The sequence below is a fragment of the Rhizobium sp. LjRoot258 genome (genome assembly GCF_964254185.1).
Classification (GTDB): domain Bacteria; phylum Pseudomonadota; class Alphaproteobacteria; order Rhizobiales; family Rhizobiaceae; genus Rhizobium.
Genome location: NZ_CAXUST020000003.1, coordinates 861,695 through 886,801, shown reverse-complemented (window position 1 = coordinate 886,801; position 25,107 = coordinate 861,695). Strand labels below are relative to the sequence as shown.

Below are 25,107 nucleotides of genomic sequence, written 5' to 3'. Positions count from 1 at the left end.
GGAACAACGATCATGCAGACTTTAACGATGACCGGAATGACGGCTGGCGCTTTGGCACTCCTGGTGGCGCTCAGCGCCCCACCGGCGAGTGCGGCGGATAATGCTGCCTACAATCTTGTCGAACCAGGGATCCTGTCGGTCGCAATAACCGGCGACATGCCGGGACTTGTCGCCCGCGATGGCAAGCTCGTGGGATATGACGGTGAGATACTGCAAATCGCCGCCGATCGCCTTGGCCTTACCGTCAAGCCCGTCCCGATGGAATGGTCGGGGGCAATTGCAGCTGTCCAAACTGGCCGCGTCGATATCATTGGCGGCAACGTCGCCTGGACCGACCAGCGGGCGAATACGCTCTCGCTCACCGACCCCACCGGCTACTTCCAGAACGGCATCACCTCGAAGACGGAGAACGGCTGGCATACGCTCGCAAACCTCGAAGGCAAGGCGGTCGGTTCAATGACCGGCTTTTCGTTTCTGCCGGAGTTGCGGCGCATCCCCGGTCTTGAACTGTCGCTTTATGACAGCTCGGATGCAGCATTGCGCGATCTTGTTGCAGGGCGCATTCAGGCCCTCGTCGGCGATCCACCCGTCATCGACTATGCGATTTCGAAGAACCCCGCCTGGGACCTCGCCAATCTGCCTTTCACCGACAACAAGTCGGATTTCCCCCTGCTGACCGGCGTCGGCCGCCAGTACGTTTTCGGCCTCTCCAAGCAAAACAAGACACTTGCCGACGCAATCAGCGCAGAGATCCGCAAGCTCTGGACCAACTGCGAGGTCAAGGCCGTCGGCAGCAGATACGGCAACGTTAGCGAGGCGAATTACACGCCTTCGGCGCAAAACTTCCGCGCTGGTGTCGATCGACCGGCCGACTGGAAACCGCCCGTCTGCGGACAATAATTGGCCACCTGCGACCGGCGCGCCGGTCGCACCCTTCTTTCCCGTGGAGGCACCCATGCCTGGCAACATACTTTTAACGGTCGACAAGCTCAACAAGTCCTATGGCCAGCTGGCTGTACTCAAAAATGTTTCGTTTTCCCTTCGGCGCGGAGAGCGCATAGCCCTGATCGGTCCTAGCGGATCCGGGAAATCAACTTGCCTCAGGGCGATCAACTTTCTCGATCCTCCGACCAGTGGCGAGATCCGGATCGACGGTCGACTGATCGGTCAACAACCCAATGGCCGGCGGATGACCGATGCGGAACTGGCGCCGCAGCGCGCTGACATTGGCATGGTGTTTCAACACTTCCACCTCTGGCCGCATCTGAATGTCAGGGCGAACGTTGCTCTTCAACCCAGGAAGGTGCGCGGCCTTCCGGCTGCCGCGGCAACGGAGCTTGCTGAGGAACTGCTCGCCAAGGTTCATCTCAGCCACAAGGCAGGCGAAATGCCCTCGCGGCTCTCTGGCGGGCAACAACAACGAGTCGCGATTGCCCGCGCACTCGCGCAACGTCCAAAGCTTCTGCTTTTCGACGAGCCTACGTCAGCACTTGACCCCGAACTTGTCGGGGAGGTGTTGAACGTCATCAAGGAACTCGCCAGCGAAGGGCGATCGATGGTGCTCGTCACCCATGAGATCGCCTTTGCACGCGAGGTCGCCGACCGGATCCTGTTTATGGACGGTGGTCGCATCGTCGAAGAGGGCCCGGCCCGCCAGATTCTCGATCGGCCTCGAGAGCCCAGGCTCAGGCAATTTCTGTCCAGCCTGTCCACGCGAGGAGCGTCCTCATGAACGAGGTGTTGCTGAACAGAATAATCAACGCGCTGCTCACCGGAGCAATCGTCACTGTCGAAGTCAGCGTTGGTGCGCTTGCCGTGGCGCTGCTGATCGGTTTGACGCTTGCCACGATCGAGCACCTTACCGTCAATCGTGCGATAAGCTTCCTCATTCGATCCTATGTCGAGTCACTGAGAAACGTGCCTAGCCTGACATTCCTGTTCCTCCTCTATTTTGGGCTGGCGGCGGCCGGCGTGCGCCTGTCATCGATGACGGCCGCTGTCATAGGCCTTGGGCTGATCGGCGGCGCTGTCGTCATTGACATATTTAGGGCTGGCTTCCAGTCGGTTCCGAAAGGACAGAACGAGGCTGCCGCGGCAATCGGCCTGAGACCCCTGGCCGCCTTCCGCCTGGTGATTCTGCCCCAGGGCCTGCGCCTCGCACTGCCGCCGCTTGGCAACTACGCCGTCGGTCTCGTGAAGGACACGTCTCTTGTTGCCGCGATCGCCGCACCCGAAGTGATGTTCAATGCACGCCAGATCGTAAACGAGACTTTCGCGACCGCCTGGGTCTATGGCACCGCAGCAATTCTCTATCTCGCACTAACCTTCGTTGTTGGCCAGGCCTTCATCCTGGTCGAGCGCCGGCTGGAGTATTGATATGGGTTTCCTTCAGACAATCCTCGCCAATCTCGTCGATTGGGGCCCGAGACTCGTCGACGCTTTGGGGGTGAGTCTTGCGCTGACATGTGCTGGATTCGGTCTCGCCCTCGCACTCGGGCTGGTGCTCCAATATCTCCGGTCGCGCCATTCTGCTATCGTTCGGGCCGCCGCCGGGACCTATGTCATCGCGGCACGCGGCGTTCCTATCCTCGTCATTCTTTATCTGATCTACTTCGGCTTGCCGGGGACAGGCATCGTCCTGTCGGCCTTTGCTGCAGGATCTCTCGGACTGGCGCTCGTCTACGGCGCATATCTGTCCGAGGTGTTCAGAGCGGGTTTGAACGCGATCTCGCCAGGGCAGCGCGAGGCGGCGCTCGCCGCCGGCCTGACACCCGCCCAGACGTTCCGTCTTATCCTGCTGCCCCAAGCGATCCAGCATATGCTTGCACCCTTGCTGGTCAACCTTATCTCGCTGCTGAAAGACAGTTCGATCTGCGCGCTGATTGCGGTGCCGGAGCTGACACTGACCTCGCGAGCGATCATGTCGGAGAGTTTTCTGCCGCTCCACGTGTTTGCGCTGACGGCGGGTCTGTATTTCGCAATGGCATGGCCGGCCTCGCTTGCCGTCAGGTTCGTCGAACGCAGGCTTGCACACGGTGTGAAGTCATCAAGGCACATCGCTGCGTCAAGCGAACTGCTGACGCAGCCCATCTGAGCACCTAAGGAGATTCTGTTGAAGAAGTTGATGAATAGCCCTTCGACCTACGTCGATGACAGCCTTTCGGGTTTGACATTTGCCTATCCCGACCTCATTCGGGCGGGCAAGACTGGCCGCACTATCGTCCGCCGTGGTGGCGTCAGGAAGGGCAAGGTTGGGATCGTAACGGGCGGCGGCTCTGGCCATCTACCTTTGTTCTGCGGCTACGTCGGTCCGGGGCTGCTAGATGCCTGCGCGGTTGGCAACGTCTTTGAGGGACCGACGTTGCAATCATGCCTCGACGCTATCGATATGGCGGATGCAGGGGCCGGCGTTCTACTTCTCTATGGCAATTATGGTGGTGACCGGATGAACTTCGACATGGCATCGAAGATGACCCGGGTGGAGCAGGTGCGCACTGTCCTTGGGATTGACGATATCGCGAGCGCGGGACCGCATGAGCGCCACAAGCGCCGTGGCGTGGCCGGACTTACCCTTGCCTTCAAGACCGCAGGCGCTGCTGCGGAAGGCGGAGCCCCGCTGGAGGAGGTCACAAGGATCGCACAAAAGACCGTCGAGCGGACACATTCGATAGGCCTTGCCTGGGCCGGATGCAGGCTGCCCTCCGCAGATGAACCGCTTGTCGATATCAGCGACGGTGATGTCGAATTGGGGATCGGCATTCACGGTGAACCAGGAATTTGGCGAAGACCAATGGCGACAGTCGATACGTTGGTCGGCGAGATGGTTGAGAGGATCCTGGAAGACCGCGTGCCAGAAAGCGATGGCAACAAAGTCGTCTTGATGGTCAACAATCTCGGTGCCACGCCGGTAGACGAGCTCTTCATCGCCTATCGACGTGCTCACGAGGTGCTAACAACAAACGACATCTCGATTGCGCGATCGTTCGTCGGGTCTTTCGCCACATCGATGGAGATGGCCGGCATGTCGATCAGCGTCTGCTTCATCGACGATCAGATCGAACCTCTGTTTTCGGCGCCCGCCTGCTCACCATTCTGGAGCATTCAATGATGTCTCTAACCTGCCAAGACATGATCACCGCCGCAAACCGTAGTGCGATCGCGGCACGAACGATGGAAACCGAGCTCAACGCAGCCGACAGTCGCCTGGGTGATGGTGACACCGGCACGATGCTCGCACGCTTACTATCGACGATCGAAGCTGCTGACTTGGATAAGGAGAACCTTGGAGACACATTCGCAGCTATGGCCATGGCTGCGGCGGAGAGCACCGGTTCAAGTCTTGGAACCCTTATTAGCGCGGCGTTGTTTTCGATGAGCAGATATTGCGGAAGTCGTTCAGAACTCCCGCTCGTCGAACTGTCGGCGTTGCTGAAAACAGCGAGGGACGAGATGCTGTCGCTCGGTCGTTCGCGGCTGGATGACAAGACAATCATCGACGGTTTGCATGCTGTAGCAATGGCTGTCGAAGGGCCGACCACGCAGGACGAGATGGCGCGGGCTGCAGATGAAGCGGCCAAACACGCAATCCGGGAGTTCAAAGGAAAGCCCTGCAGGGTCGGCCGCGCCCGCATGTGGACCGAGCAAAGCACGAAGCATGATGATCCAGGCATGGTAGCCCTGGCAGGCATAGTGCGAGCGATCGTGTCACCATGCTCGCACCCGTGACCTTCTCCTGAAATACCTGCTGTGTGTAAGTGAACGAAATGTCGGCCGACGCCGAAACCATTTTAGTGTCGCACGAGCGAACGACACAGAGATCGGTGTCGAGGATTAAGGGCGAGTGACATAGGACAAAAAGCGAACGTGAGCCAAGCCCTTGCATCAACTCGCCATCCATCGCGTCTAAAGCTTGTCGTCCCGCCAGACGGGGACGCGCATTGTCTTGCGGCTTTCGAACGCCGGATTTCGGTTTGGCCGCATTCGCTCCCGCGAGGGAAGTGCAGCTTGACCGCCATATAGTTCTTCTTGTTGCACCGCTCGCACTTAAAGCGAGAGAGGCCCGATACAGCGTGGTGTTTCCGGACAGCTCCAGAACGTCCATGGGCAGGTAGCGATGGGTCACCTGGCAAAAGTTACAGGTAAACCACCAACAGCTGGCCCTGCTCGTCGGAACTTCCGTTCATCTGATTGAAGGCGACGATGATCTTGTAAATCTTCATGGCATCGATGACCCTCGCGAGCCTCGGATTAACTTGGAACGCGAGAAACAGAGCGCTCGGACCATCGGACTTGCCACTGCTGACGCTGTCTCGGCTTGTGTTGAAGTCGGGTCCAACGAGAGCCGCACCACGGCCTGATCGGATCGAATTTGCCCTGGCAACAGCGTTGGGCGAGGCGGCATTGCCCGAATGGACGATGTTCGGCGTGACTGGCTTGCACGCCGATCAGCAAAAGGCATTCTGGACAGGTAGTGCGCGGAACTGAGGCGTTCTCAGGCGGATGAAGCTACACAAATGTGAGCTTTGACTCATGAAGCCACAGGCCCCGTCAAGACAACAGGGACAGACTTCTTTGCCTGTGGTACGCTAATCCTTCTCATATCCGCGCATTCGCTTGTATTGCGAGCGCATAAGGATGAAAATGGTTGAATTCAACTACATGACTGAAGCCGGACTTTACGCTGGCAAGAGACTCCGTGGCGTCGCTGGTCCCCGTTACAGGCGGTTTGAAACCGCGGCAGAAGCCGTGCGCTTCGCCATTGAGGAAATGCCCGAACGGCAGCTGCGCGGGTCTGTGCTGGAAGTGGACGAGGCGCGTTTCGACGATGGGCAGATCCGGATGCTTTATGACGATCCCGGCTATCCGCTGGGGCGCCGGGGCGAATGAAAGAAGCCGTGGCTGCCGTACGCTATGAAACCTCGACAGCAGAATAACGATCCTCTCTGTTCGGCACACAACCCCTTACAGCTAAGAGGTAGATGGCTTTCGGTTAGATCGGCTGATGTTCCGCCCTCGCGACAGTTTCGATCAGACACTTTTGAAATGCATTCTGGATCTCATTCCGCAACCGGATCGCGCCGCTGAATTCACGCGTTTTTGGAACCTGCATTGCATTGATCGACACTGCCGCTATGTCGTCCAAGTTGCGCGTTGAAATTGAGGATCCGCCTTGATCATACAGCGCAGATTCCCCTCGATCTTGACATAGACATGCAGGCACTCAGCTTTCCCTTCGATGATGCCAACGACTTGAGCAGGACTCGTTAGCGGCAAGTCGATTTCGAGCACGATATCAACCATCTGCCCGACGACGTGCTCGTCTACCTACTTGGCAGCCGCTATTGCGATACCGATCGCCTTGCGGATTTCGCCTGGAAGACATTCTCCGACACGCCGCTCGGCTGGCCGCGCGTGCAGGCGATTCTCGATTTCACGCATAACCGGATTGCCTTCGACCAGATGAAGGCTGACCCGCTCAGATCGGCCCTTGGCGGGTTCACGGACCGGACCGGTGTCTGCCGCGACTTCGCCCACCTCGCCATCGCACTTTGCCGCTGCATGAACATTCCGGCGCTGTACTGCACAGGGTATCTGGGCGACATCGGTGTGTCGAAAGATCCTAATCCGATGGATTTCAGTGCGTGGTTCGAAGTCTATTTGAGTGGACGATGGTATACGGTCGACCACAACACGCCCCGCATCGGACGAATGCTGATGGCCATCGGGCGTGATGCAACGGATGTGGCAATGTCGACGGCGTTCGGCCCTGCAATCCTGAAGCGCTTCGAAATCATCGCGGAGGAAATCTCTACCAGAACGTTTAGAATTGATCGCCCACGTAAGTTTTGGATCTCCTAACCAATTGACCGCTGATAGCGGATAAGGATCGGCGGAAACGCTCGGCTGGCTCGTGCATGAGGTTGGCGGCGGCCGATGATTTCTGTGCAGGAGCATCTGATTGATGGGGCGCTGATGCGGGGCCCCGCCGGAGGGGCGGGAAAGGCTGGTGGCGCCGACCTAGGATCTGGGTGGATTGCGGCGGATCTCAGTCTTTCCCGTCGACTCCTTCGGCGGCGATCTTTTTGCTAAGGTTGTCCCGCGCCACCTCGAGCTCTTCGATGGTCGGAAGCTCGTCGCGCGGCGAGGCATTTTCCTCTACCTCGATGCCGTCAGGCGCTAGCGGTGGCGATTGTTCATCGCCGCCCGCAGCATCGGGCGTTTTAGTATCCGGTGCTGCACGCGCGGCGGAAGGCTGCGCGACCAGTTCCTGGGCCGAGCGACTTGCCGCGTGGCGTTTCTCACTGGCGCTGAGATGTGTCCTGTTGGCGGAAGAGGCCGGATTGGCGATATTGTCCCTGGGCATGTTCACTCCCTGTTTCCTCTCGAACCGTGCCGCCATCCATCAGCCAGCGTCGGCATTCCGCAAAGTGCGGGAGGGACTTATGTAAGTTGGGCGGCTTGGGGTTTCAGCCAGTTTGCCGTGCGGGGAGAGGACTGAACCCGTGGTGGCCGACACGCCGGAGCGGAACTTCAACGTGCTTTGATACGCGCCTCGACTAAGTTCAATTCGAAGCGGTGATAGCGTTGCCGAGCAATATACCCGGCAAGCTCCTGCTGCGCCAATGACGTCGGTTCACCGCGAAGCGACGCACCTGCGATCCGAGCCTCTTGTGCTGCAACATTGAGGGCATCATCTGTCAGGTATTTCCGCGTTCGCGTGAGGTCGGCCTGTAATCGATCATTTTCCGAAGAGAGCACCTCCGGAGGCGCCACAGCTTGCGACGTGTGGGCGCCGCCTGCTTCTTTTACCGGCGGGATTCGGGTTGTTACAATGCCCTGAATAGCGTGGCGGTTTTTGTTGATCGGTTTGCTTAACACGGCTTCGCCGGGCAAATAGCCGAAGTGCTTTCTAAGCTCAGCGGATAAGACAGCAGGGTCCTTCACACCTTGTTGAAACAGCTTCACCAACAGTTTCGCGGCTACGTCCCTTGGCGCGGTGCTTGAGACTTTGCCGGTGTATTCCGCGTCGGTGAGTATCTTCTGAAGAAACTGCAGATCGACGGACGTCAGATGTTTAACGGGAGTGGCGGACGACATATCGTCCTCCTTTCGGCCAGGGGCGAGGGTTGTAGCTCTCCACCAGTGATGCCCTGATCAAGACTACTGGATGACTCAGCCTGCGCCGTTCGCATACCCACGCAACCGAATAGGCAACGGAGCAGTTGGTGCCGGCCGATGCCTTGGAAAGGCCTTCGCGCTTGAGGCGGAGCGGTGGCAAGTGCGCACCGCCGCGAAGATCAGCCGGCAGTGCCAAGCGCAATCTGACACGCCTGGGCTAGATCTGCATTAGGCTCTGTGCTGCCGAGTGGTGTCGCCCAACCGGCTTTCTTAACGATGTCTGAGCGGCCGTATGTTCCAGCCGCTTTTAACTCTGCCATGATCTGGGCGGAGGCTGGGTCAGTTTTTGCCCGCTCGAGGCAATAAGGCGTCAAGGCGGCGGCGATGGCAGATGTCCGTTCGACACCGGCTGACCTCTTTGCGCTGCTGCCCGTAACCCAACCGCCCCAGGAGAAGCCGACGATGGCAAGAGCAATTGCTCCACATACCGCGCCAGTTAAAGCTGGTTTCAACCATTGAAACTTTTCCACGAGAATTCCGATCTATCGATTAAGAGCCAACCCGATTGGCGGCAATAACAGATCATAACACAATTTTAATAAAACATAGGAATTTTAAAAATAATGTATAATTTTTTAATGATTTGAATTTTATTTAAACTCGACAATTCAAGCTGTGCTGCATGCGCACTCCCTAATAATTTTCGTAGATATTACAAATGCTTTCGAGCATTTCTGCAAAGACCACTTCCCGGGCTAAAAAACTTGCTTCGCGTGAAGGCGGTCAAGGCAGCCCGTTCCATAAAAAGATGGACTGATAGGTCATGTGGAGCCGCAACGTCGAAGTGTCCTGTTTGTGAAAAGTTGGAATCTCAGCTCCCCTTGGCTTCGGCGATTTGGAGACGCAGGATGGGACGGGTTTTGATGAGCGAGCGCGAACTCAATCGGCTTGCGGTTTTGTCGGAGGTTATTGATGGTCGCCGCAGCGTCCGGTCTTGCAGACAACGCAGCGCCTGCGGACGACCAGCTCGAACTCCATCCGGTGTCGCGACACGTAAACTCGTCGAACTTCGACAGAAGCCGGAGATAAACCCTTTGACGACCGCGACCATCTCGTGACTCTGTTTTAGTTCGGGGTCTGCTTTGGAGCGTATGCTACTATCTGCGTTGGAGAGCAGCGGTCAGCAGGGGGCCAGCATGGAACGCAAGCTTGCAGCGATTCTTGCCGCCGATATCGCCGGCTACTCGGCGCTGATGGAGGTTGACGAAGCCGGCACATTCCAACGAGTGAGGGCAGGTCACCAGGAATTGCTCGAGCCCGAAATTCAAAAGCACAACGGACGCATTTTCAAATTGATGGGCGATGGACTGCTCGCAGAATTCGGCAGCGTCGTCGATGCGGTAGAATGCGCAGCCGCGCTTCAGCGCGGTATGGCGGAGCGGAATGCCATCGGTTCCGAAAGCAACCCCTTGCAAATCCGCATTGGCATCAACTTCGGCGAGGTTATCGTCGAAGGGGAGGATCGCTATGGGGAGGGTGTGAACATTGCCGCCCGTCTGCAAGCGCTCGCCGACCCCGGCGGCATCTGTGTTTCAGGCAAGGTAGGAAAGGAGGTCGGAAGCAAACTTGCCTTTGCCTTCGAGCCTATGGGCGATCAGCGTTTAAAGAACATCACTGAGCCGATTGCCTGCTATCGTGTGAATTTTGATCGAGGGTCACCGGATCGCGTCGAGCCCCATTTGCGGAACGGATATCCCACGCACAAAAAAACGTCGATTGCGGTCCTGCCCTTCAGCAACATGAGCGGCGACCCGGAGCAGGAATATTTTTCTGACGGCATCACTGAAGACATCATCACAGACCTGTCGAAGATTTCGAACCTTCATGTTGTGGCCCGCAACACGACGTTCACTTACAAGGGTAGACCCGTAAAGGTACAACAGGTGGCCCAGGAGCTCGGCGTCACCTTTTTGTTGGAGGGCAGTGTTCGAAAGGTCGGTGCTCGCGTTCGTGTGACCGGGCAGCTTGTCGACGGCAGGGATGGAAGCCATCTCTGGGCGGAGCGCTATGACCGCGAACTCACCGACATCTTTGCCATACAAGATGAAATCGCGCATGCCATCATCGAACAGTTGAAAGTCAGGTTGCTGCCGGACGAAAAGGTGGCAATCAGCGCAACACCGACGGAGGATGTCGAGGCCTACACCTACTACCTCAGGGGCCGGCAATTCCTGCACATGTGTTCGAAATCCTACATGCTCTTGGCGCGGCGCATGTTCGCCAAGGCGTCCGAGATCGATCCCGATTATGCGCGCGCCCATGCGGGCATCGCCCTTTGCGATTCTGTCCTACACTCCTGGCGATATGCCGATGTCTCAATCGAAACCATTCTCGCAACGAGTGCAAAGGCGCTCGAACTTGATCCGGACCTGGCTGACGCACACGCCGCGCGGGGCCTTGGTCTCCAATATGGCGGACAGCGTGAACAGGCCGCTGCCGAATTCAAGCTTGCCCTTGCGCTCGATCCTGATCTGCACGAAGCAAACTACTTCTTTGCGCGTTTCTTTTTCGAAGAGGGCGATTTCGAAAGAGCCGCCGAGCTGTTCGAGAAGGCTACGCAGGTGCGGTCCGACGACTACCGCTCCGCTGTCTTGTTGACATGCGTCTATCTCGCGCTTGGACGGCGGGCGGACATGAAGAGAGCGGGTCTGCTGGGTCTGGAGCGGGCCGAACGCGAACTCACTCTGCATCCGGAGAATTCAAGCCCTGCCCAACTGGGGGCATTGGCGCTGGCGTATCTCGGTGAGCGGGACCGCGCGAAGGAATGGGCGGCGCGAACCTTGGCCATCGATCCGGATGACCTCAATGCAATGTATAACATCGCATGCGCCTATCTGCACATGGGTGAACATGAGCCTGCGCTTGATTTGTTGGAGAAGGTCATTCCGATAGCCTCCGTGCATCGCTTCTGGTGGAGCACGGATCCAGACCTTGATCCGATCCGGAATCACCCACGTTACAAAAGACTGGTTGAGAGAACCACGCTGGCCTCTCCTTAATCGCAGGCGACCGCGGAGGTCATCACGTGTCGTCGCCTGACATTGCCACGATCAGGTTCAGGGGGTCCCGCGCTTGCAGCGCAACTTCCAGCGATCAAGGCAACGCGCGCTATACGCCGCACGCCATCGCTTGGTGTTTGGTCGATTGCTTCCGGTTCGTCCAGGGCGATCGCGACGAGGGCGGAGGTATCGATGACATCTCTGCTTGTCAAACGCTGCTCAGCAGAAGGCTCGTTTCGCTGTTGGCAACGCCATCGATCATACGCACTTCGCGCAAAACGCGGTCGAAATCGGCAAGACTCGCCGCCCGGATATTGGCGACGAGATCCCAATTGCCGTTGGTCGTGTGCAACGCGGAAATCTCCGTCAGACCGCGCAGCTTGCGAATGACCTGCGTCGTCGACTTTCCGACGACCTCGATCATCATCACCGCATGCACCGCGCTCAGATCGTAGTCTTCTCTCACCCGCACGGTAAATCCGAGCAGCGTCCCCGTCTCGATCAAGCGGTCCAGTCGATTCTGCACAGTCCCGCGCGCAACGCCGAGCGCATGCGAAAGCTTGGTCAACGATGCCCGTCCATCAGCGCGAAGATGGCCGATGATGCGGCGGTCGAGATCATCCGGCGAATATTTCGCGACATCCATGCTTCCCGCTCCAGGCTGATGAATTTATGCAAGCTGACTGAACAAATTGTACAATCGACTGCCGGAACTAGCACAATTTTGCGCTTTCGGCCAACACTTGGGAACGCTAACCTTCCTCTATAAGCTCAGCGCCAGAGGAATTCGTGATGCCGTCACCCCTTCCATCGGAAAAAGCCTTCGTACCCTTCGTCAGCGTCGAGAACATGATGCGGCTCGTCCACCATATCGGGCTGGAAACCTTACTGGCCGAGCTCACCGACGTCATCGAGACGGATTTCCGCCGCTGGGAGCTCTTCGACAAGACACCGCGGGTCGCCTCCCATTCCCGCGAGGGCGTGATCGAGCTGATGCCGACCTCGGATGGCGAGATCTATAGCTTCAAATATGTGAACGGCCATCCGAAGAACATGGCGCAGGGCCTGCAGACCGTCACCGCCTTTGGCCTCCTGGCGGAAGTCTCGACCGGCTATCCGGTACTGCTGACTGAAATGACGCTGCTGACAGCGCTTCGCACCGCCGCCACCTCGGCCATGGCGGCACGGCATCTGGCACCAAAGGGTGCGCGCACCATGGCGATGATCGGCAACGGCGCGCAGGCAGAATTTCAAGCGCTTGCCATGAAGGCTGTCTGCGGCATCGATCACATCAGGCTCCACGATATCGATCCGCTGGCGACGGCAAAGACGGTGCGCAACCTGTCGGGCGCCGGATTGACGGTCACCGCCTGCACCTCGTCGCAATCCGCAATCGAAGGCGCCGACATCATCACCACCTGCACCGCCGACAAGCAATATGCGACGATCCTCACCGACAACATGATCGGCGCCGGCGTCCACATCAACGCTATCGGCGGCGACTGCCCCGGCAAGACCGAGTTGCATCGCGATATCCTGCTGCGCGCCGACACCTTCGTCGAATATCCGCCGCAGACGCGCATCGAGGGCGAGATCCAGCAGATGGAGCCGGACTACCCTGTTACGGAATTGTGGAAGGTCATCACCGGGCAGGCGCAGGGGCGGCGCGATATCAGCCAGATCACCCTATTCGACAGCGTGGGTTTCGCGATCGAGGATTTTTCCGCGCTCCGCTACGTCCGCGACAGGCTCAAGGGCACAGGGCTCTACCAGGACCTCGACATCATCGCCGACCCCGACGATCCGCGTGATCTGTTCGGCATGCTGCAGCGGGCAAGGCAGGCATAGGAGCAAAACGATGCCGCGACATTCAGCCTATTCCATCCAGGCGCCCTCCGCGGTCGTCATGGTGCGTCCGCACCATTTTACCGTGAACACGGAAACGGCGGCCGACAACCATTTCCAAACCAGTCAGGACTTGAGGGAGGATCTGTCGTCCGTCGCCTATGGTGAAATAACTGAGGCAGCCGGCACGCTCGGACGTCACGGCGTCGGGGTGCATCTCTTCGAGGATACGGGTCGGCAGACACCGGATTCGGTCTTTCCCAACAACTGGTTCTCCACCCATGCCGGCGGTCACGTCGCGATCTATCCGATGAAGGCCGTCAGCCGCCGCCGCGAACGGCGCAGCGACGTCATCGAAATGCTGAAGACCCGCTATCGGGTGCAGGAGGTCATCGACTATTCGGGCCTTGAACCCGACGGGCTCTTTCTGGAGGGCACCGGTGCCATGGTCCTCGACCACATCGACCGGGTCGCCTATGCGGTACGCTCCGACCGCACCGATCCGATCGCGCTCGAACGCTTCTCGACCCATTTCAATTACGAGCCGATGGTGTTCGACGCCCGCGACGAAAATGGCGTGCCGGTCTATCACACCAATGTCCTGATGTGCATGGCCACCGATTTCGCCATGATCGGGCTGGAGATGATGACCGATCCTGCCAGACGGCAGGAGATCGTCACCAGACTGGAGCGTTCCGGCCGGAGTATCGTTGCGCTCACCAACGAGCAGATTTCGCGGTTTGCCGGCAACGCCCTTGAGCTTCAAGGAAAGGATGGTCGTATCCTGGCGCTTTCGACCACGGCGCTAGCCTCGCTCGACCGGGATCAGCTCGCCGTGATCGAGGAAAGCGTCAAACCCGTCGCCCTTGATATTCCGACGATCGAAAAAGCGGGCGGATCGGTCCGTTGCACGCTGGCAGGTATCCACCTGGTACAGCGGTCATAAGCGCAGAGTGTTACGGCCCGAGCCGAACACGCCAATCAAACCGGGTGCAGTTTTGACGCGGCCCAGTAATTAGTGCTCGTCATGGGTTGAGAACATGAGTATCCGACCCATCGATTTGATGGCACCAGACCGCTCCCGGTATTTCCTCACTTGGAGGCGGTGTTCAGCAGCGACAACGCTTGCTTACCCGCATACACGTCGGCGAGGCAATGCATGGCTCGCACGCACTGGGATGACATCTAGTGCGCATTGCGCTCGCGCAGCGCTGTTTCAGGCGTTTCCGGATGACCCTGAGGAAACTCCGTTTCACCGGGAACGAGAACGACGAAATCAGGTCCCGGCATCGCACGACATGACCTACCCGTTCAACGAATGTACAACTGGTCCATTACGCGCTCAGCCGAATTTATGCCGCTGGGATCGGCTTTAGGTGGGCTCGGTGTTGCCTAGGGAGCGATTCTATAGATCGATCAATCGCTGAGCGGTGAACTTGTCAGTCACCAACATACCTATGACCCCAAGTCGCAGCGCACCGGCAATAGCGGCCGTCTTTTTTAAGCCGCCAGCCAAAGCAATGACACGATCGACCCGCCCAAGATCCTCAAGCGGGATGCCGATAACGCGCTCGTCCAAGGGCGTCTTCACCGCTTTGCCGTTTTTGTCGAAGAAACGGAGCGAGATGTCGCCGACGGCACCCGCCTCCGCGAGATCAGCAAGCTCCCGCGACGAAAAGATGTTCCCCGACCGTGCGAGAAGTTCTGAGGGTTCGACGGCTCCGACGCCTACAATCGCAAGCGTGATGCTGCCAAACAAGTCCATCGTCTCTCTGACAAATGGATCGGACTGCATGAGGAGCTTTGCCTCTCGCGAGGTGGTCACTCCTTGTACAGGAAGAAGTTTGGGCTCCGCACCGGTCAGCCGCGCAAGCCGTGTCGTAAGTTGGGTCGCGTGGGTCTGCACCGATGGATCGCCCATGCCGCCGAGGGTCTGAACGACGTATTTCGCCTGCGCGCTCTTCTGAGGGTGGATGTTTTCCACCATCTTGAAGATGGTTTGACTCCAACTCGAAACCCCGATGATCTCTCCGGGGGCAAGTGTAACCTCCAGAAGATGAGCTGCCGCTTCGCCGATCCGGGCCATGATGGCTCCGTCGCGGTCTTCCGTACACTCCACAACAACTGCCTCGGGCAGGTCGTACCTCTCACGGAGGCCCGCCTCGAGTTCGCTGTAGGTGCCAACAGGCGGGATGACGCTCGTCCGGACGATATCCTCCGCCTCAGCGCGCTTCAGCATCCGTGAGACTGTTGCCTGCGACAGCCGAAGATGCTGTGCGATCTCCGCCTGTCGCCGTCCCTCGATGTGATACATCTGGGCGACTCTTGAAATGAGGCGGAGTTCGTTGAGGCGAGACATCGCTGATCCCGGTGTGAATTTTTATTCACCTTTAGCCGGTGTTTGGCGCGACGTCGAGCGGGCGAGAGCATCATTCCAGGTATTCAGGAGCGCTTCTCGATCCACGCGTTCCGGGGCAATGATCTGCTTGCTTCGGGGCAGTCCCGCGATGACCCCGAGATCGCTCCACAGGCCGAGTGACAGTCCCGCCAGATATGCGGCACCCAGTGCCGACGCCTCAGGCGCCTCGCATTGAATGACGGCGTGTTCGACAAGGTTCGAGACGCACTGCATGAGGAAACGGTTCTGGCTTGGTCCACCGTCGACATAAAGGGCGCCGAGTTCGCCGCCGCTCTGCGCGCGCATGGCAGCGATCACGTCGTGGACCTGGAAGGCGATCGAGTCCGTCACTGAGCGCGCCATTTGGGCACGCGTCGTGCTGAAGTTGATCTGCGAGAACAGGGCCCGTGCGTCGGAGTTCCAGTAGGGTGCGCCCAGTCCTACGAAGGCGGGCACGAAGCCTGGTCCTCCTGGTTCGGCGGTCGCCGCCAGGTCGACCAAGGCGGCCACGTCAGGGAGGCCGAGAATGCCCGTCATCCAGGGGAGACTTGCGGCGGAAACGAGAATGTTGCCTTCGAAGGCGAAAGTCGGCTTTCCACCGATGCGCCATGCGACAGTGGTCGTGACGCCGTTGCGCGGGGCGATGAACCGAGGAAGTGTCGTCATCACCGAGGAGCCTGTTCCGAAGGTTACCTTGCCATCGCCCGGTTTGAATGCTCCATGACCGAACAGGGCGGCATGGCTATCGCCGATTGCGGCCCTGATAGGTATGCCGTCCGGTACGCCCGGAAGCCCTTGTGTTGCACCAAAATCCGCAGAGCTGTCGAGCACCTCCGGGAGGAGTGCAGTATCGACGCCGAAAATCTCTCCGAGTTCCTCACTCCATCTCTGCTCCTGGAGGTCGAACAACTGGCTTCTGGCAGCATTCGAGGCATCGCAGACGTGCCGGCTCCCGCCGGTCAGGCAGTGTACGAGCCAACTATCGATCGTTCCAAGCCGGACCGATCGGCCTGTCGGCACACGCTCGAGCAGCCATCGGAATTTCGAACCGGGGAACATTGGGTCCAAGGGGAGGCCTGTGAGCGCCTGCACACGGTCAAGACGACCTTCGGCAAGTAGACGCTCGCAATCGGGCGCCGTGCGTCGGCACTGCCAGCTCAGCACCGGGCCAAGTGCTTCTCCCGTGTCGGCGTCCCAGGCGGTGACCGATTCGCGCTGATTGGAAATCGCCACGGCTTCGATGGTCACATCGGGTATGGCCTTCAAGCAGGCGTCGATTGCTTCGCAGACCGAGGCGTAGAGCCGGCGCGGGTCTTGTTCGACCCAGCCGGGCTTCGGATAGGAGATGCCGACAGGGGCCGAGCCTCTGGCGACGACTTCTCCCTTTTCGCAAACGAGAACCGCCTTGGAATTGGTCGTGCCCTGGTCGATCGCCAGAATAGCCCGCATCGTATCCTCCCAGATCATACGGCCGGGGCGGCGGAGTGCGCCCCGGCTTGATTAGGTGCTACCAGTTTACTTGCGCTTGATCAGCGACTGCGCGGCGTCGGCGATCGCCGACGGTGCCATGCCGAACTCGTCGAGTAGGAACTCCGCCGATCCGGTCGGAGCGTAGATGCCGGGAACGCCCAGACGCTTCATCGGGACCGGAGCATTGTCGACCACTACTTCGGCAACCGCAGAGCCAAGCCCGCCAAAGATCGAATGCTCTTCGGCCGTGACGATTGCACCCGTTTCCTTCGCCGCTGCAATGATGGCCTCCTCATCGATCGGGCGAACCGTTGCAAGGTTGAGCACCCTGGCGCTGATTCCACGTTCTGCAAGGATTTCGGCCGCTTTCACCATGCGATGCGTCAAAGTGCCGTTGGCAATGAGCGTGACGTCCGAACCGTCGCGCAGGAGATTTGCCTTGCCAAGCTCGAACGTGTGACCTTCCGGAAGAAGGTCGGGCACGCCCACGCGCGAAAGGCGGAGGAAGCATGGCCCGTGGTAGGTCGCCGCCCACTCGACGGCCGCGGCGGTTTCGATGCGGTCGCAGGGCGCGATCACGGGAAGATTGGGCAGGACGCGAGTCCAGGCGAAGTCTTCGATCGAATGGTGGGTCGGCCCCAGCTCGCCATAGGCCATCCCAGAGGAAATGCCTACGAGCTTAACGTTTGCATTCGAGTAGGAGATGTCGGCCTTGATCTGCTCCAGCGATCGTCCGGTTAGAAAGGGAGAGGCGCCGCAGACGTATGGAAGGCGCCCGCCGTTGGCGAGGCCTGCCCCAACGCCGACCATGTTCTGTTCCGCGATGCCGACATTTACCAGGCGCTCCGGGAACTTCGACTTGAAGCCGCCGAGCTTGGAGGAGCCTACGGAGTCGTTGCAGACCGCGACGATCGTTTCGTTCTCGGCTGCCAGGCGCTCGAGCGTCGCTGCGAACGCGTCGCGGCAATCGTAGAGCTTGGGTGCGTTTACTGGCGCGTTCATCACAGTGCCTCCGACAGTTCTGCCAATGCGATTTCGTACTGTTCCTTGCTCGGGACCTTGTGGTGCCAGTCGACGCTGTCCTGCATGAACGAGATTCCATGACCCTTGTTGGTGTGGGCCACGATGCAATGTGGTCGCGATCCCCGGTGTTCGAGGGCCGGGACGACCTCGCTCATTTTGTTTCCGTTGATCTCGGTGACTTGCCAGTCGAAGGCTTCGAGCTTCGGACGGAGCGGCGCGAGATCGTTGGTGTCGGCCAGAGCGGCGCCCTGCTGGAACCTGTTGTGGTCGATGACCAGCGTCAGGTTATCCAGCTTGAATTGCGCCGCGGCCATGATCGCCTCCCAGTTGGAACCTTCCTGCATCTCGCCGTCGCCGGTGACAACGTACGTATGATACTTTGCGCCGGAGAGCTTGGCGGCCTTCGCCATGCCCACCGAAACCGGCAGACCATGGCCGAGCGGGCCGGTGTTCGTTTCGACACCTGGAACCTTGTTGCAGTTGGGATGCCCGTTCAGTCTCGAGTGCGGCTGCAGGAAGGTGGAAATCTCCTCTTCCGGAATGAAACCGCGCTTTGCGAGCGTCACGTACAGGGCGCACGCCGTATGCCCCTTGGAAAGAACGAACCTGTCCCGAGCGGGGTGCTTCGGCTGGTCCGGCCAAACGTTCAGCACGCGGAAATAGAGGGCCGTCAGGATATCGATGACCGACATCTCCCCGCCGATATGGCCGGCACCTGCTTCGAAGACTGCCTGAAGATCGCGCAATCGGATCTCGCGAGCGAGGCGCTCGAGTTCTGTCGTATCCATGGGTTCCTCTCATGCATAAATATTCAATCATCAATATTTTTGCACACGAGCGCGTTTAGTCAACCCCCTCAGGCAAACATCATGCCAGCAGGAGCACGGACAAATGTTGTTGACAGCCATAAACCAACTTGTTAATGAATTTTCCAGCAGGCGTGCATAATTATTCTGCCCTGAACAAATATTGACTACCAGCCTAGACCTAGGGAGGAACGATGGTGGCGCTCGATATCAATGAACAGAGGCTTTCGGCCGGCACCTGGCTTAGCAAAGTCAAGGGAGCTACCGGTCCACTCGTGGGGCTGCTCGCACTTTGCGTCTTCCTAAGCTTCAGCACAGACGCGTTTCTCTCAGTTCGAAACGGCCTCAACATCCTCGATCAGATCACCGTCCTTGGCATCATGGCGGTTGGAATGACCTTCGTCATCCTGATCGGCGGCATCGATCTTTCGGTCGGCTCGGTGCTTGCGCTCGCTATGATGGTGATGGGTTGGAGCGCCAACATCGCCGGCCTTCCACTTGCCGTCGGGATCGCTTTCGGCCTGGTCGCCTCCGGCATTTCGGGGCTGATCGTCGGCCTGCTCGTGACGCAGTTCAAGGTTCCGGCGTTCATCGCCACTCTGGCCATGATGTCCGCAGCGCGCGGCGTCGCGAACATGATCACGGATGGTCAGCAGATCGTAGGATTCCCCGACTGGTTCATGATGCTCGCAATCGACCGCCATTTCGGCGTGCTGACGGCCACTGTCTTCCTGATGCTTGCCGTCGTCCTCGTGGCCTGGCTTTTCCTGCATTTCCGTTCCGAAGGTCGCATGCTCTACGCAGTGGGTGGAAATCCGGAGGTCGCCCGCCTCGCAGGCATCAACGTCAAGCTCGTGACGATCGGCGTTTACGTGGCGAGTGCGGTCCTTGCAGGACTCGCAGGCATCGTGCTCGCCGCCCGCCTTGACTCTGTCCAGCCGTCCAGTGGTTTCGGCTATGAGCTAGATACAATTGCTGCGGTCGTTATCGGCGGCACTTCGCTCTCCGGCGGCGCCGGGGGTATCGGAGGGACGCTCATCGGTGTCCTTATCATCGGTGTCCTTCGTAACGGTCTCAACCTTCTCAATGTCTCGCCGTTCCTTCAGCAGGTGATCATCGGAATCGTCATCGTACTTGCGGTCGGCGCGGAGACTATTCGTCGGCGTCGCGCCTGACGAAGGGGCCGCCAGGTCGGCGAAGCCCTGGAATTCCGCCCCAAAGGGTTGGAGCGGATCAATACCCCGAGGGGGAGGTATTACCCGAGGGTCCCATCAAACAACGGAGGAAATACAATGAAAATTGCGCGCACCATGCTCGCGTCTGCCGCACTACTCGGTCTTACGCTCGGACCTGTACACGCCGCGGAGCTGAAGAAACTCGGCCTCGCCGTTGCCAACCTTCAGGCAAATTTCTTCAATCAGATCAAGCAGTCGGTCGAAGACGAAGCCAAAAAGCGTGGAATCGAAGTCGTCACCGTCGATGCTAAGGGCGACGGACCGACGCAGGTCAACCAGATCCAGGACCTTCTGACCCAGAACATCGATGCACTGATCTACATTCCGGCGGGAGCCGCCGCTGCGACCGTTCCGGTCAAACTTGCCAAGAGTGCCGGCGTTCCGGTGGTGAACGTCGACCGCAACGCCGACGGCGCACCGGGCGATACCTTCCTTGCAACGGATTCCGTAGCGTCCGCCAAGGCCGTCTGCGATTACATTCTGAAGCAAGCCGGTGGCAAGGGCAAAATGGTCATCATTCATGGTCAGAAGGGCACGACGCCCGAGGTGGACCGCTCCAAGGGATGTGCCGAGTCCCTCAAGGCAAATCCTGATGTAAAGGTTGTTGCCGAACAGTACTCGAACATCTGGAGCCAGGACGAGGGCTTCCAGATCATGCAGAACATGCTCCAGGCAAATCCGGACGTCTCGATCGTGTTCGCGCAGGCCGACGCGCTCGCACTTGGCGCCGCGCAGGCCATCAAGGTCGCCAATCCTTCCCAGAAGATCGTGGTTGGCGGCTTCGACGGCGACACTGCAGCACTCGAAGCTCTGGGCAAGGGCGTCTTCGACGTGACTGCGACACAGCAGACGCAGAAGATGGGCCGCGATGCGGTGGCAAACGCCGCCAAGCTCGTCGCCGGAGACAAGGTGCCTCCGGTACAGCTTATGGACGCCACGCTGACGACAAAGGAAAACGTCGCAGGCTTCATCGCCAGCCACCCGTAATATAGTCAAGGTCTCGAGGAGGTTGCCGTGACTGATCCGGTTCTTTCCCTGAAGGGCATATCGAAGTGGTATGGACCGCTCCAGGTTCTGAAGAATGTCAGCTTGGACGTCTATCCGGGCGAAGTGGTTGCACTTCTCGGTGAGAACGGAGCAGGCAAGTCAACGCTTTCCGGCATCATCGCCGGGTCACGCACGCCATCCGAAGGGTCGATGACATGGCTGGGGCAGCCCTATGCCCCCGCCACCCCAAGAGAGGCGATCGACAAGGGCGTCGTCCTGATCCATCAGGAGCTGCAGCTTCTGCCGCAGCTCTCCATCGCGGAGAACGTCTTCATAGGACGTTGGCCCATGAAGAACGGCGTCGTCGACCGTGCCCAGATGGTTCGTCGCGCCCAGGAACAGCTCGCTCGCCTGAACCTTCACATACCGGCAACGCGGAAAGTCGCAGGGCTTTCGACCGCAAATCAACAGCTCATCGAGATCGCGAAGGCGTTGGCTCTCAATGCGAAACTCCTGATCCTCGACGAGCCGACGGCGGCACTTGGCGGCGCGGAGACGGAAGCTCTCTTCGAACAGGTTAGGAAGCTTCGGTCGGAGGGCGTTGGCATCATCTATATCTCCCACCGCATGGAGGAGATCAAAAAGATCACCGACCGGATCGTCGTACTTCGCGACGGGGAGCGCGTGCAGGAATTCGCCGACAGCGCGACACCCGTGCGAACCATCGTCGAGAGCATGGTCGGACGCTCGCTTGACCGCTTGTTCCCAACGCTGCCGGTTCCGACCGATCGGCCAGTACTTCAGGTGTCCGGGCTGAGTTCTCCTGACAATTCGTTCCGCGACGTTACCTTCGACGTCAAGGGAGGAGAAATCCTTGGAATCGCCGGACTGGTCGGCGCCGGCCGCACGGAACTTGTCCGCGCCATTTCGGGGGCGGATCCGATCAGCGCAGGCTCGATCAGGCTGGAAGGCGAAGAACTTAGGCTGCGCGATCCTGCGGACGCGATCGCCAAAGGGATCGTAATGGTTCCGGAAGACCGAAAGGACCAGGGCCTGGTAGTCGGCCACCGGATCGGCGAGAACATCATCTACGCCAACCTCGACAAGCTGGGCGGGCGTTGGATCACGCCGCGCGTCAAGCGTTCGTTCGCGGAAAAGGCGGTCGCCAAGTTCGGCGTAAAGGGTCGCGCCGAGCAGTATGCCTCGGACCTGTCCGGCGGCAACCAGCAGAAGGTCGTGATCGCGAAATGGCTTATGCGCGATCCCAAGGTCGTTGTGCTCGACGAACCCACGAGAGGCATCGACGTCGGCGCCCGAGCGGGCATCTACGACATCATCGTCAATCTTGCGAAACGGGGCGTCGCGGTCATCGTCGTGAGCTCGGACCTCGAGGAGGTTCTCGGCGTGTCCAATCGTATTCTCGTGCTTGCCCAGGGCAAGCAGGCAGGCATTCTCAATCGTGACGAGGCAAATGACGTCTCGGTCATGGAGCTAGCTACAATCTAACAGACAGAGAAAGGAAGAGCGGTGTCCGACATCACTCTGAACGCCCCGAAGCTTTTCGATCTCAGCGGCCAGGTCGCAATCGTGACCGGCGCCGGCAGCGGGATTGGGCAGCGCATTGCCATCGGCCTCGCACAGTGCGGCGCCGACGTCGCGCTGCTCGACCGTCGAACCGACGACGGGCTGGCCAATACCGCTGAGCACATTCAGGCTGCTGGCCGTCGTTCTATCCAGATCGCAGCCGACGTCACGAGCAAGTCTTCCCTTGGAGATGCGGTGGCCCGCATTGAGGCGGAACTCGGTGCACTGACACTTGCAGTCAACGCCGCAGGTATCGCCAATGCGAACCCCGCCGAGGAGATGGAGGAGGAACAATACCAGACGTTGATGGACATCAACCTGAAAGGGGTCTTCCTTTCTTGCCAGGCCGAGGCTCGCGCCATGTTGAAGAACGGAGGCGGGTCCATCGTCAACATCGCCTCCATGTCCGGCGTGATCGTCAATCGGGGACTGAGCCAGGCGCATTACAACGCTTCCAAGGCCGGCGTGATTCATATGTCGAAATCCGTGGCGATGGAATGGGTCGACCGCGGCATCCGCGTCAACACAATCTCGCCCGGATACACTGCGACGCCGATGAACACGCGTCCGGAGATGATCCATCAGACCAAACTCTTCGAAGAGCAGACGCCAATGCAGCGCATGGCAACCGTCGACGAAATGGTCGGTCCGGCGGTGTTCCTGCTGTCGAATGCGGCAAGCTTTGTGACGGGCGTTGACCTGCTTGTCGACGGCGGCTTTTGCTGCTGGTGATGTGATGAGAAAGTTGGTTGCTGGCAACTGGAAAATGTACGGTCTCGCTTCCTCCCTGGCTGAGATCGAGGCGCTGAAGGGGCTCACGGGCGAGGCGGCGTGCGATATCGTCGTCTGCCCGCCCTTCACGCTGATAGAAAAGGCCGCCGAACGAGCAAAGGATTCGACCGTCGCTATTGGCGCCCAGGACTGCCACCCGCAGATTTCGGGCGCCTACACTGGAGAGGTGTCGGCGGAGATGCTCGTCGATGCGGGCGCACGCTTCGTAATTCTAGGTCATTCCGAACGTCGCATATTCCACCACGAGACCGATGCCATAGTCGCGACCAAGGTCACTGCAGCTCACACGGCCGGACTGACCGCAATCATCTGTGTCGGTGAGACCCGTCGTGAACGCGGTGACGGAAAGGCGATCGAAGTCGTTGGCGGACAGCTACGCGCTTCAGTTCCAGCGGGTGCCTCCAGTTCGAACATGGTCGTTGCATACGAACCTGTCTGGGCGATTGGAACCGGTCTGGTTCCGACCATAGAGCAGATCGAGGAGATCCATTCTTCGATAAGGCAGATGCTCGAAGAACGGCTGGGCGAAGATGGGCGCAACGTAAGGATTGTTTACGGTGGCTCTGTGAAGGCCTCGAATGCCGCCGACATCTTCGGGGCGGCAAACGTGGATGGAGCCTTGGTCGGGGGCGCATCGCTGAAGGCGACCGAGTTCGCTGGGATCATATCGGCAGCCGTTTGAAAGTCGGCGTGACGCACTTGGGGCTGCTTTGCGCCCGATATCGTCAGCCACCGCGAAAGGAAGAGAGTATGAAACGCTTCGAAAACAAGACCGTCGTCATCACCGGAGGCAGCCGCGGCATCGGTGCTGGGATCGCCAAGCGCTTCGCCAGGGAAGGGGCCAATCTAGTGGTCTCCGCCAATGAAGAGTCGGTCCATGCAGTCGCCGAGCAGATCAAGGCGGATGGCGGCAATGCTGTCTCATTCGTCGGAGACGTCACTAGCAAAACTAGCGTAAAGGCACTCTATGACGCGGCGGAGAAGGCTTTCGGCACTGTCGACGTGTCCATCCAAAACGCCGGCGTCATCACCATCGCCCGCATCGAAGACATGACGGAAGGCGAGTGGGACAAAGTCATGGCGGTCAACACGAAGGGCGTCTTCTTGTGCGCACAAGAAGCAATTCTGCGCATGCGTAAGCATCGACGCGGCGGCCGCATCATCAACACCGCCTCCGGCCAAGCGCGCGACGGCTTCATCTATACGCCACACTACGCCGCATCGAAGATGGGGGTCGTCGGGATCACCCAGAGCCTTGCCAAGGAGGTCGCGACCGAAAATATCACCGTCAACGCCTTCTGCCCTGGCATCATCGAGACGGACATGTGGGCCTACAACGATCAGGCCTGGGGAAAGCTCCTCGGCAACTATGGCCCTGGGGAACTCATGAAGGAATGGGTCGAAGGCATTCCGATGAAGCGGGCAGGATCGGGCGAGGACGTCGCCGGTCTCGTCACCTTCCTCGCCAGCGACGATGCTGCCTACATCACCGGCCAGACGATCAATGTCGATGGCGGCCTGATCATGTCGTAGCTTTATTCAACAATGGGGAACGGTGCGTTCACCAGGAAGAATCAGATTCTCGATCGCTCGGCGGCTGGAAGCCTCTTGCAAAACAACGCATCGATCCCCTATGTTATTGGTGTTCTCAGGGCGGGGTGCAACTCCCCACCGGCGGTATCGAGGCAACTCGGAGCCCGCGAGCGCCTTCGTTGGATAAACGGAGGGTCAGCAGATCCGGTGAGATGCCGGAGCCGACGGTTACAGTCCGGATGGAAGAGAGCAATGCA

Annotated in this window: 24 protein-coding genes, 1 pseudogene and 1 riboswitch; of the genes and pseudogenes, 17 read left to right on the top strand and 8 right to left on the bottom strand. The window is 59.2% G+C overall.

Annotation, left to right across the window (positions count from 1 at the left end; all coding sequences use genetic code 11):
- Positions 1-12 precede the first annotated feature (12 nt).
- From ACSQ9D_RS32705 to ACSQ9D_RS32670, 8 genes and pseudogenes are all read left to right on the top strand, one after another.
- Positions 13-900 carry a substrate-binding periplasmic protein gene (locus ACSQ9D_RS32705; RefSeq protein WP_436285896.1) on the top strand — a complete coding sequence of 296 codons (888 nt, stop codon included), beginning with the start codon at positions 13-15 and terminating at the stop codon, positions 898-900.
- A 55-nt stretch (positions 901-955) separates the two neighbouring features.
- A complete protein-coding gene (locus ACSQ9D_RS32700; RefSeq protein WP_436285895.1) occupies positions 956-1,732 on the top strand; it encodes an amino acid ABC transporter ATP-binding protein in 777 nt (258 codons plus the stop codon).
- Entirely contained in the window at positions 1,729-2,376 is a 648-nt protein-coding gene (locus tag ACSQ9D_RS32695; protein WP_436285894.1) for an amino acid ABC transporter permease, read from the top strand. The genes ACSQ9D_RS32700 and ACSQ9D_RS32695 overlap by 4 nt, the downstream gene beginning before the upstream one ends.
- 1 nt (position 2,377) lies before the next feature.
- On the top strand, positions 2,378-3,094 hold the full coding sequence (locus ACSQ9D_RS32690) for an amino acid ABC transporter permease (protein WP_436285893.1): 717 nt from the start codon (positions 2,378-2,380) through the stop codon (positions 3,092-3,094).
- An 18-nt stretch (positions 3,095-3,112) separates the two neighbouring features.
- The gene (locus ACSQ9D_RS32685; RefSeq protein WP_436285892.1) at positions 3,113-4,108 is read left to right on the top strand and encodes a dihydroxyacetone kinase subunit DhaK; all 996 of its coding nucleotides are present in this window, start codon (positions 3,113-3,115) and stop codon (positions 4,106-4,108) included.
- The gene (locus ACSQ9D_RS32680; RefSeq protein ID WP_436285891.1) at positions 4,105-4,725 is read left to right on the top strand and encodes a dihydroxyacetone kinase subunit L; all 621 of its coding nucleotides are present in this window, start codon (positions 4,105-4,107) and stop codon (positions 4,723-4,725) included. The genes ACSQ9D_RS32685 and ACSQ9D_RS32680 overlap by 4 nt, the downstream gene beginning before the upstream one ends.
- A gap of 915 nt (positions 4,726-5,640) precedes the next feature.
- A complete protein-coding gene (locus tag ACSQ9D_RS32675; protein WP_436285890.1) occupies positions 5,641-5,886 on the top strand; it encodes a hypothetical protein in 246 nt (81 codons plus the stop codon).
- A 396-nt stretch (positions 5,887-6,282) separates the two neighbouring features.
- Positions 6,283-6,858, top strand: a pseudogene (locus ACSQ9D_RS32670) (transglutaminase-like domain-containing protein); the annotation flags it as partial.
- Positions 6,859-7,045: 187 nt separating this feature from the next.
- Here the strand turns inward: ACSQ9D_RS32670 and ACSQ9D_RS32665 are convergent.
- From ACSQ9D_RS32665 to ACSQ9D_RS32655, 3 genes are all read right to left on the bottom strand, one after another.
- The gene (locus ACSQ9D_RS32665) at positions 7,046-7,369 is read right to left on the bottom strand and encodes a hypothetical protein (RefSeq protein WP_436285889.1); all 324 of its coding nucleotides are present in this window, start codon (positions 7,367-7,369) and stop codon (positions 7,046-7,048) included.
- A 161-nt stretch (positions 7,370-7,530) separates the two neighbouring features.
- Complete coding sequence (locus ACSQ9D_RS32660; protein WP_436285888.1) at positions 7,531-8,097, bottom strand: hypothetical protein; 567 nt, start codon at positions 8,095-8,097, stop codon at positions 7,531-7,533.
- 200 nt (positions 8,098-8,297) lie between these two features.
- Positions 8,298-8,648 carry a hypothetical protein gene (locus tag ACSQ9D_RS32655; RefSeq protein ID WP_436285887.1) on the bottom strand — a complete coding sequence of 117 codons (351 nt, stop codon included), beginning with the start codon at positions 8,646-8,648 and terminating at the stop codon, positions 8,298-8,300.
- 666 nt (positions 8,649-9,314) lie between these two features.
- Between ACSQ9D_RS32655 and ACSQ9D_RS32650 the strand changes: the two genes are divergently transcribed.
- Positions 9,315-11,177 (top strand): TPR end-of-group domain-containing protein, encoded by a 1,863-nt coding sequence (locus ACSQ9D_RS32650; RefSeq protein ID WP_436285886.1) that lies wholly within the window; start codon positions 9,315-9,317, stop codon positions 11,175-11,177.
- Positions 11,178-11,385: 208 nt separating this feature from the next.
- Here the strand turns inward: ACSQ9D_RS32650 and ACSQ9D_RS32645 are convergent, their stop codons facing one another.
- Entirely contained in the window at positions 11,386-11,823 is a 438-nt protein-coding gene (locus ACSQ9D_RS32645) for an Lrp/AsnC family transcriptional regulator (protein ID WP_132591229.1), read from the bottom strand.
- A gap of 146 nt (positions 11,824-11,969) precedes the next feature.
- On the opposite strand from ACSQ9D_RS32645, the gene ACSQ9D_RS32640 reads away from it, so the two are divergent.
- A complete protein-coding gene (locus tag ACSQ9D_RS32640; RefSeq protein ID WP_436285885.1) occupies positions 11,970-13,025 on the top strand; it encodes an ornithine cyclodeaminase in 1,056 nt (351 codons plus the stop codon).
- A gap of 10 nt (positions 13,026-13,035) precedes the next feature.
- On the top strand, positions 13,036-13,968 hold the full coding sequence (gene ctlX / locus ACSQ9D_RS32635) for a citrulline utilization hydrolase CtlX (protein WP_436285884.1): 933 nt from the start codon (positions 13,036-13,038) through the stop codon (positions 13,966-13,968).
- A 459-nt stretch (positions 13,969-14,427) separates the two neighbouring features.
- On the opposite strand, the gene ACSQ9D_RS32630 is transcribed toward ctlX, so the two are convergent.
- From ACSQ9D_RS32630 to ACSQ9D_RS32615, 4 genes are all read right to left on the bottom strand, one after another.
- Entirely contained in the window at positions 14,428-15,381 is a 954-nt protein-coding gene (locus tag ACSQ9D_RS32630) for a sugar-binding transcriptional regulator (protein ID WP_436285883.1), read from the bottom strand.
- Between the two features lie 21 nt (positions 15,382-15,402).
- Complete coding sequence (locus ACSQ9D_RS32625; protein ID WP_436285882.1) at positions 15,403-16,869, bottom strand: FGGY-family carbohydrate kinase; 1,467 nt, start codon at positions 16,867-16,869, stop codon at positions 15,403-15,405.
- A 66-nt stretch (positions 16,870-16,935) separates the two neighbouring features.
- Positions 16,936-17,892: a transketolase family protein gene (locus ACSQ9D_RS32620; protein ID WP_436285881.1), complete on the bottom strand. Its 957-nt coding sequence runs from the start codon at positions 17,890-17,892 to the stop codon at positions 16,936-16,938.
- The gene (locus tag ACSQ9D_RS32615) at positions 17,892-18,701 is read right to left on the bottom strand and encodes a transketolase (RefSeq protein ID WP_436285880.1); all 810 of its coding nucleotides are present in this window, start codon (positions 18,699-18,701) and stop codon (positions 17,892-17,894) included. Before ACSQ9D_RS32615 ends, ACSQ9D_RS32620 begins: the two co-directional genes overlap by 1 nt.
- Before the next feature lie 212 nt (positions 18,702-18,913).
- Here ACSQ9D_RS32615 and ACSQ9D_RS32610 point away from each other — a divergent pair, with 212 nt between their 5' ends.
- The 6 genes from ACSQ9D_RS32610 to ACSQ9D_RS32585 all read left to right on the top strand — a co-directional run bounded on the left by ACSQ9D_RS32610 (position 18,914) and on the right by ACSQ9D_RS32585 (position 24,850).
- A complete protein-coding gene (locus ACSQ9D_RS32610) occupies positions 18,914-19,894 on the top strand; it encodes an ABC transporter permease (protein ID WP_436285879.1) in 981 nt (326 codons plus the stop codon).
- Between the two features lie 117 nt (positions 19,895-20,011).
- Positions 20,012-20,941: a sugar ABC transporter substrate-binding protein gene (locus ACSQ9D_RS32605; RefSeq protein ID WP_436285878.1), complete on the top strand. Its 930-nt coding sequence runs from the start codon at positions 20,012-20,014 to the stop codon at positions 20,939-20,941.
- A 27-nt stretch (positions 20,942-20,968) separates the two neighbouring features.
- Positions 20,969-22,447: a sugar ABC transporter ATP-binding protein gene (locus tag ACSQ9D_RS32600; protein ID WP_436285877.1), complete on the top strand. Its 1,479-nt coding sequence runs from the start codon at positions 20,969-20,971 to the stop codon at positions 22,445-22,447.
- Positions 22,448-22,468: 21 nt separating this feature from the next.
- The gene (locus ACSQ9D_RS32595; protein WP_436285876.1) at positions 22,469-23,257 is read left to right on the top strand and encodes an SDR family oxidoreductase; all 789 of its coding nucleotides are present in this window, start codon (positions 22,469-22,471) and stop codon (positions 23,255-23,257) included.
- Between the two features lie 4 nt (positions 23,258-23,261).
- Entirely contained in the window at positions 23,262-23,999 is a 738-nt protein-coding gene (gene tpiA / locus ACSQ9D_RS32590) for a triose-phosphate isomerase (RefSeq protein ID WP_436285875.1), read from the top strand.
- A gap of 68 nt (positions 24,000-24,067) precedes the next feature.
- Positions 24,068-24,850 carry a glucose 1-dehydrogenase gene (locus tag ACSQ9D_RS32585; RefSeq protein WP_436285874.1) on the top strand — a complete coding sequence of 261 codons (783 nt, stop codon included), beginning with the start codon at positions 24,068-24,070 and terminating at the stop codon, positions 24,848-24,850.
- A gap of 107 nt (positions 24,851-24,957) precedes the next feature.
- Positions 24,958-25,105: riboswitch (FMN riboswitch) on the top strand.
- Positions 25,106-25,107 lie beyond the last annotated feature (2 nt).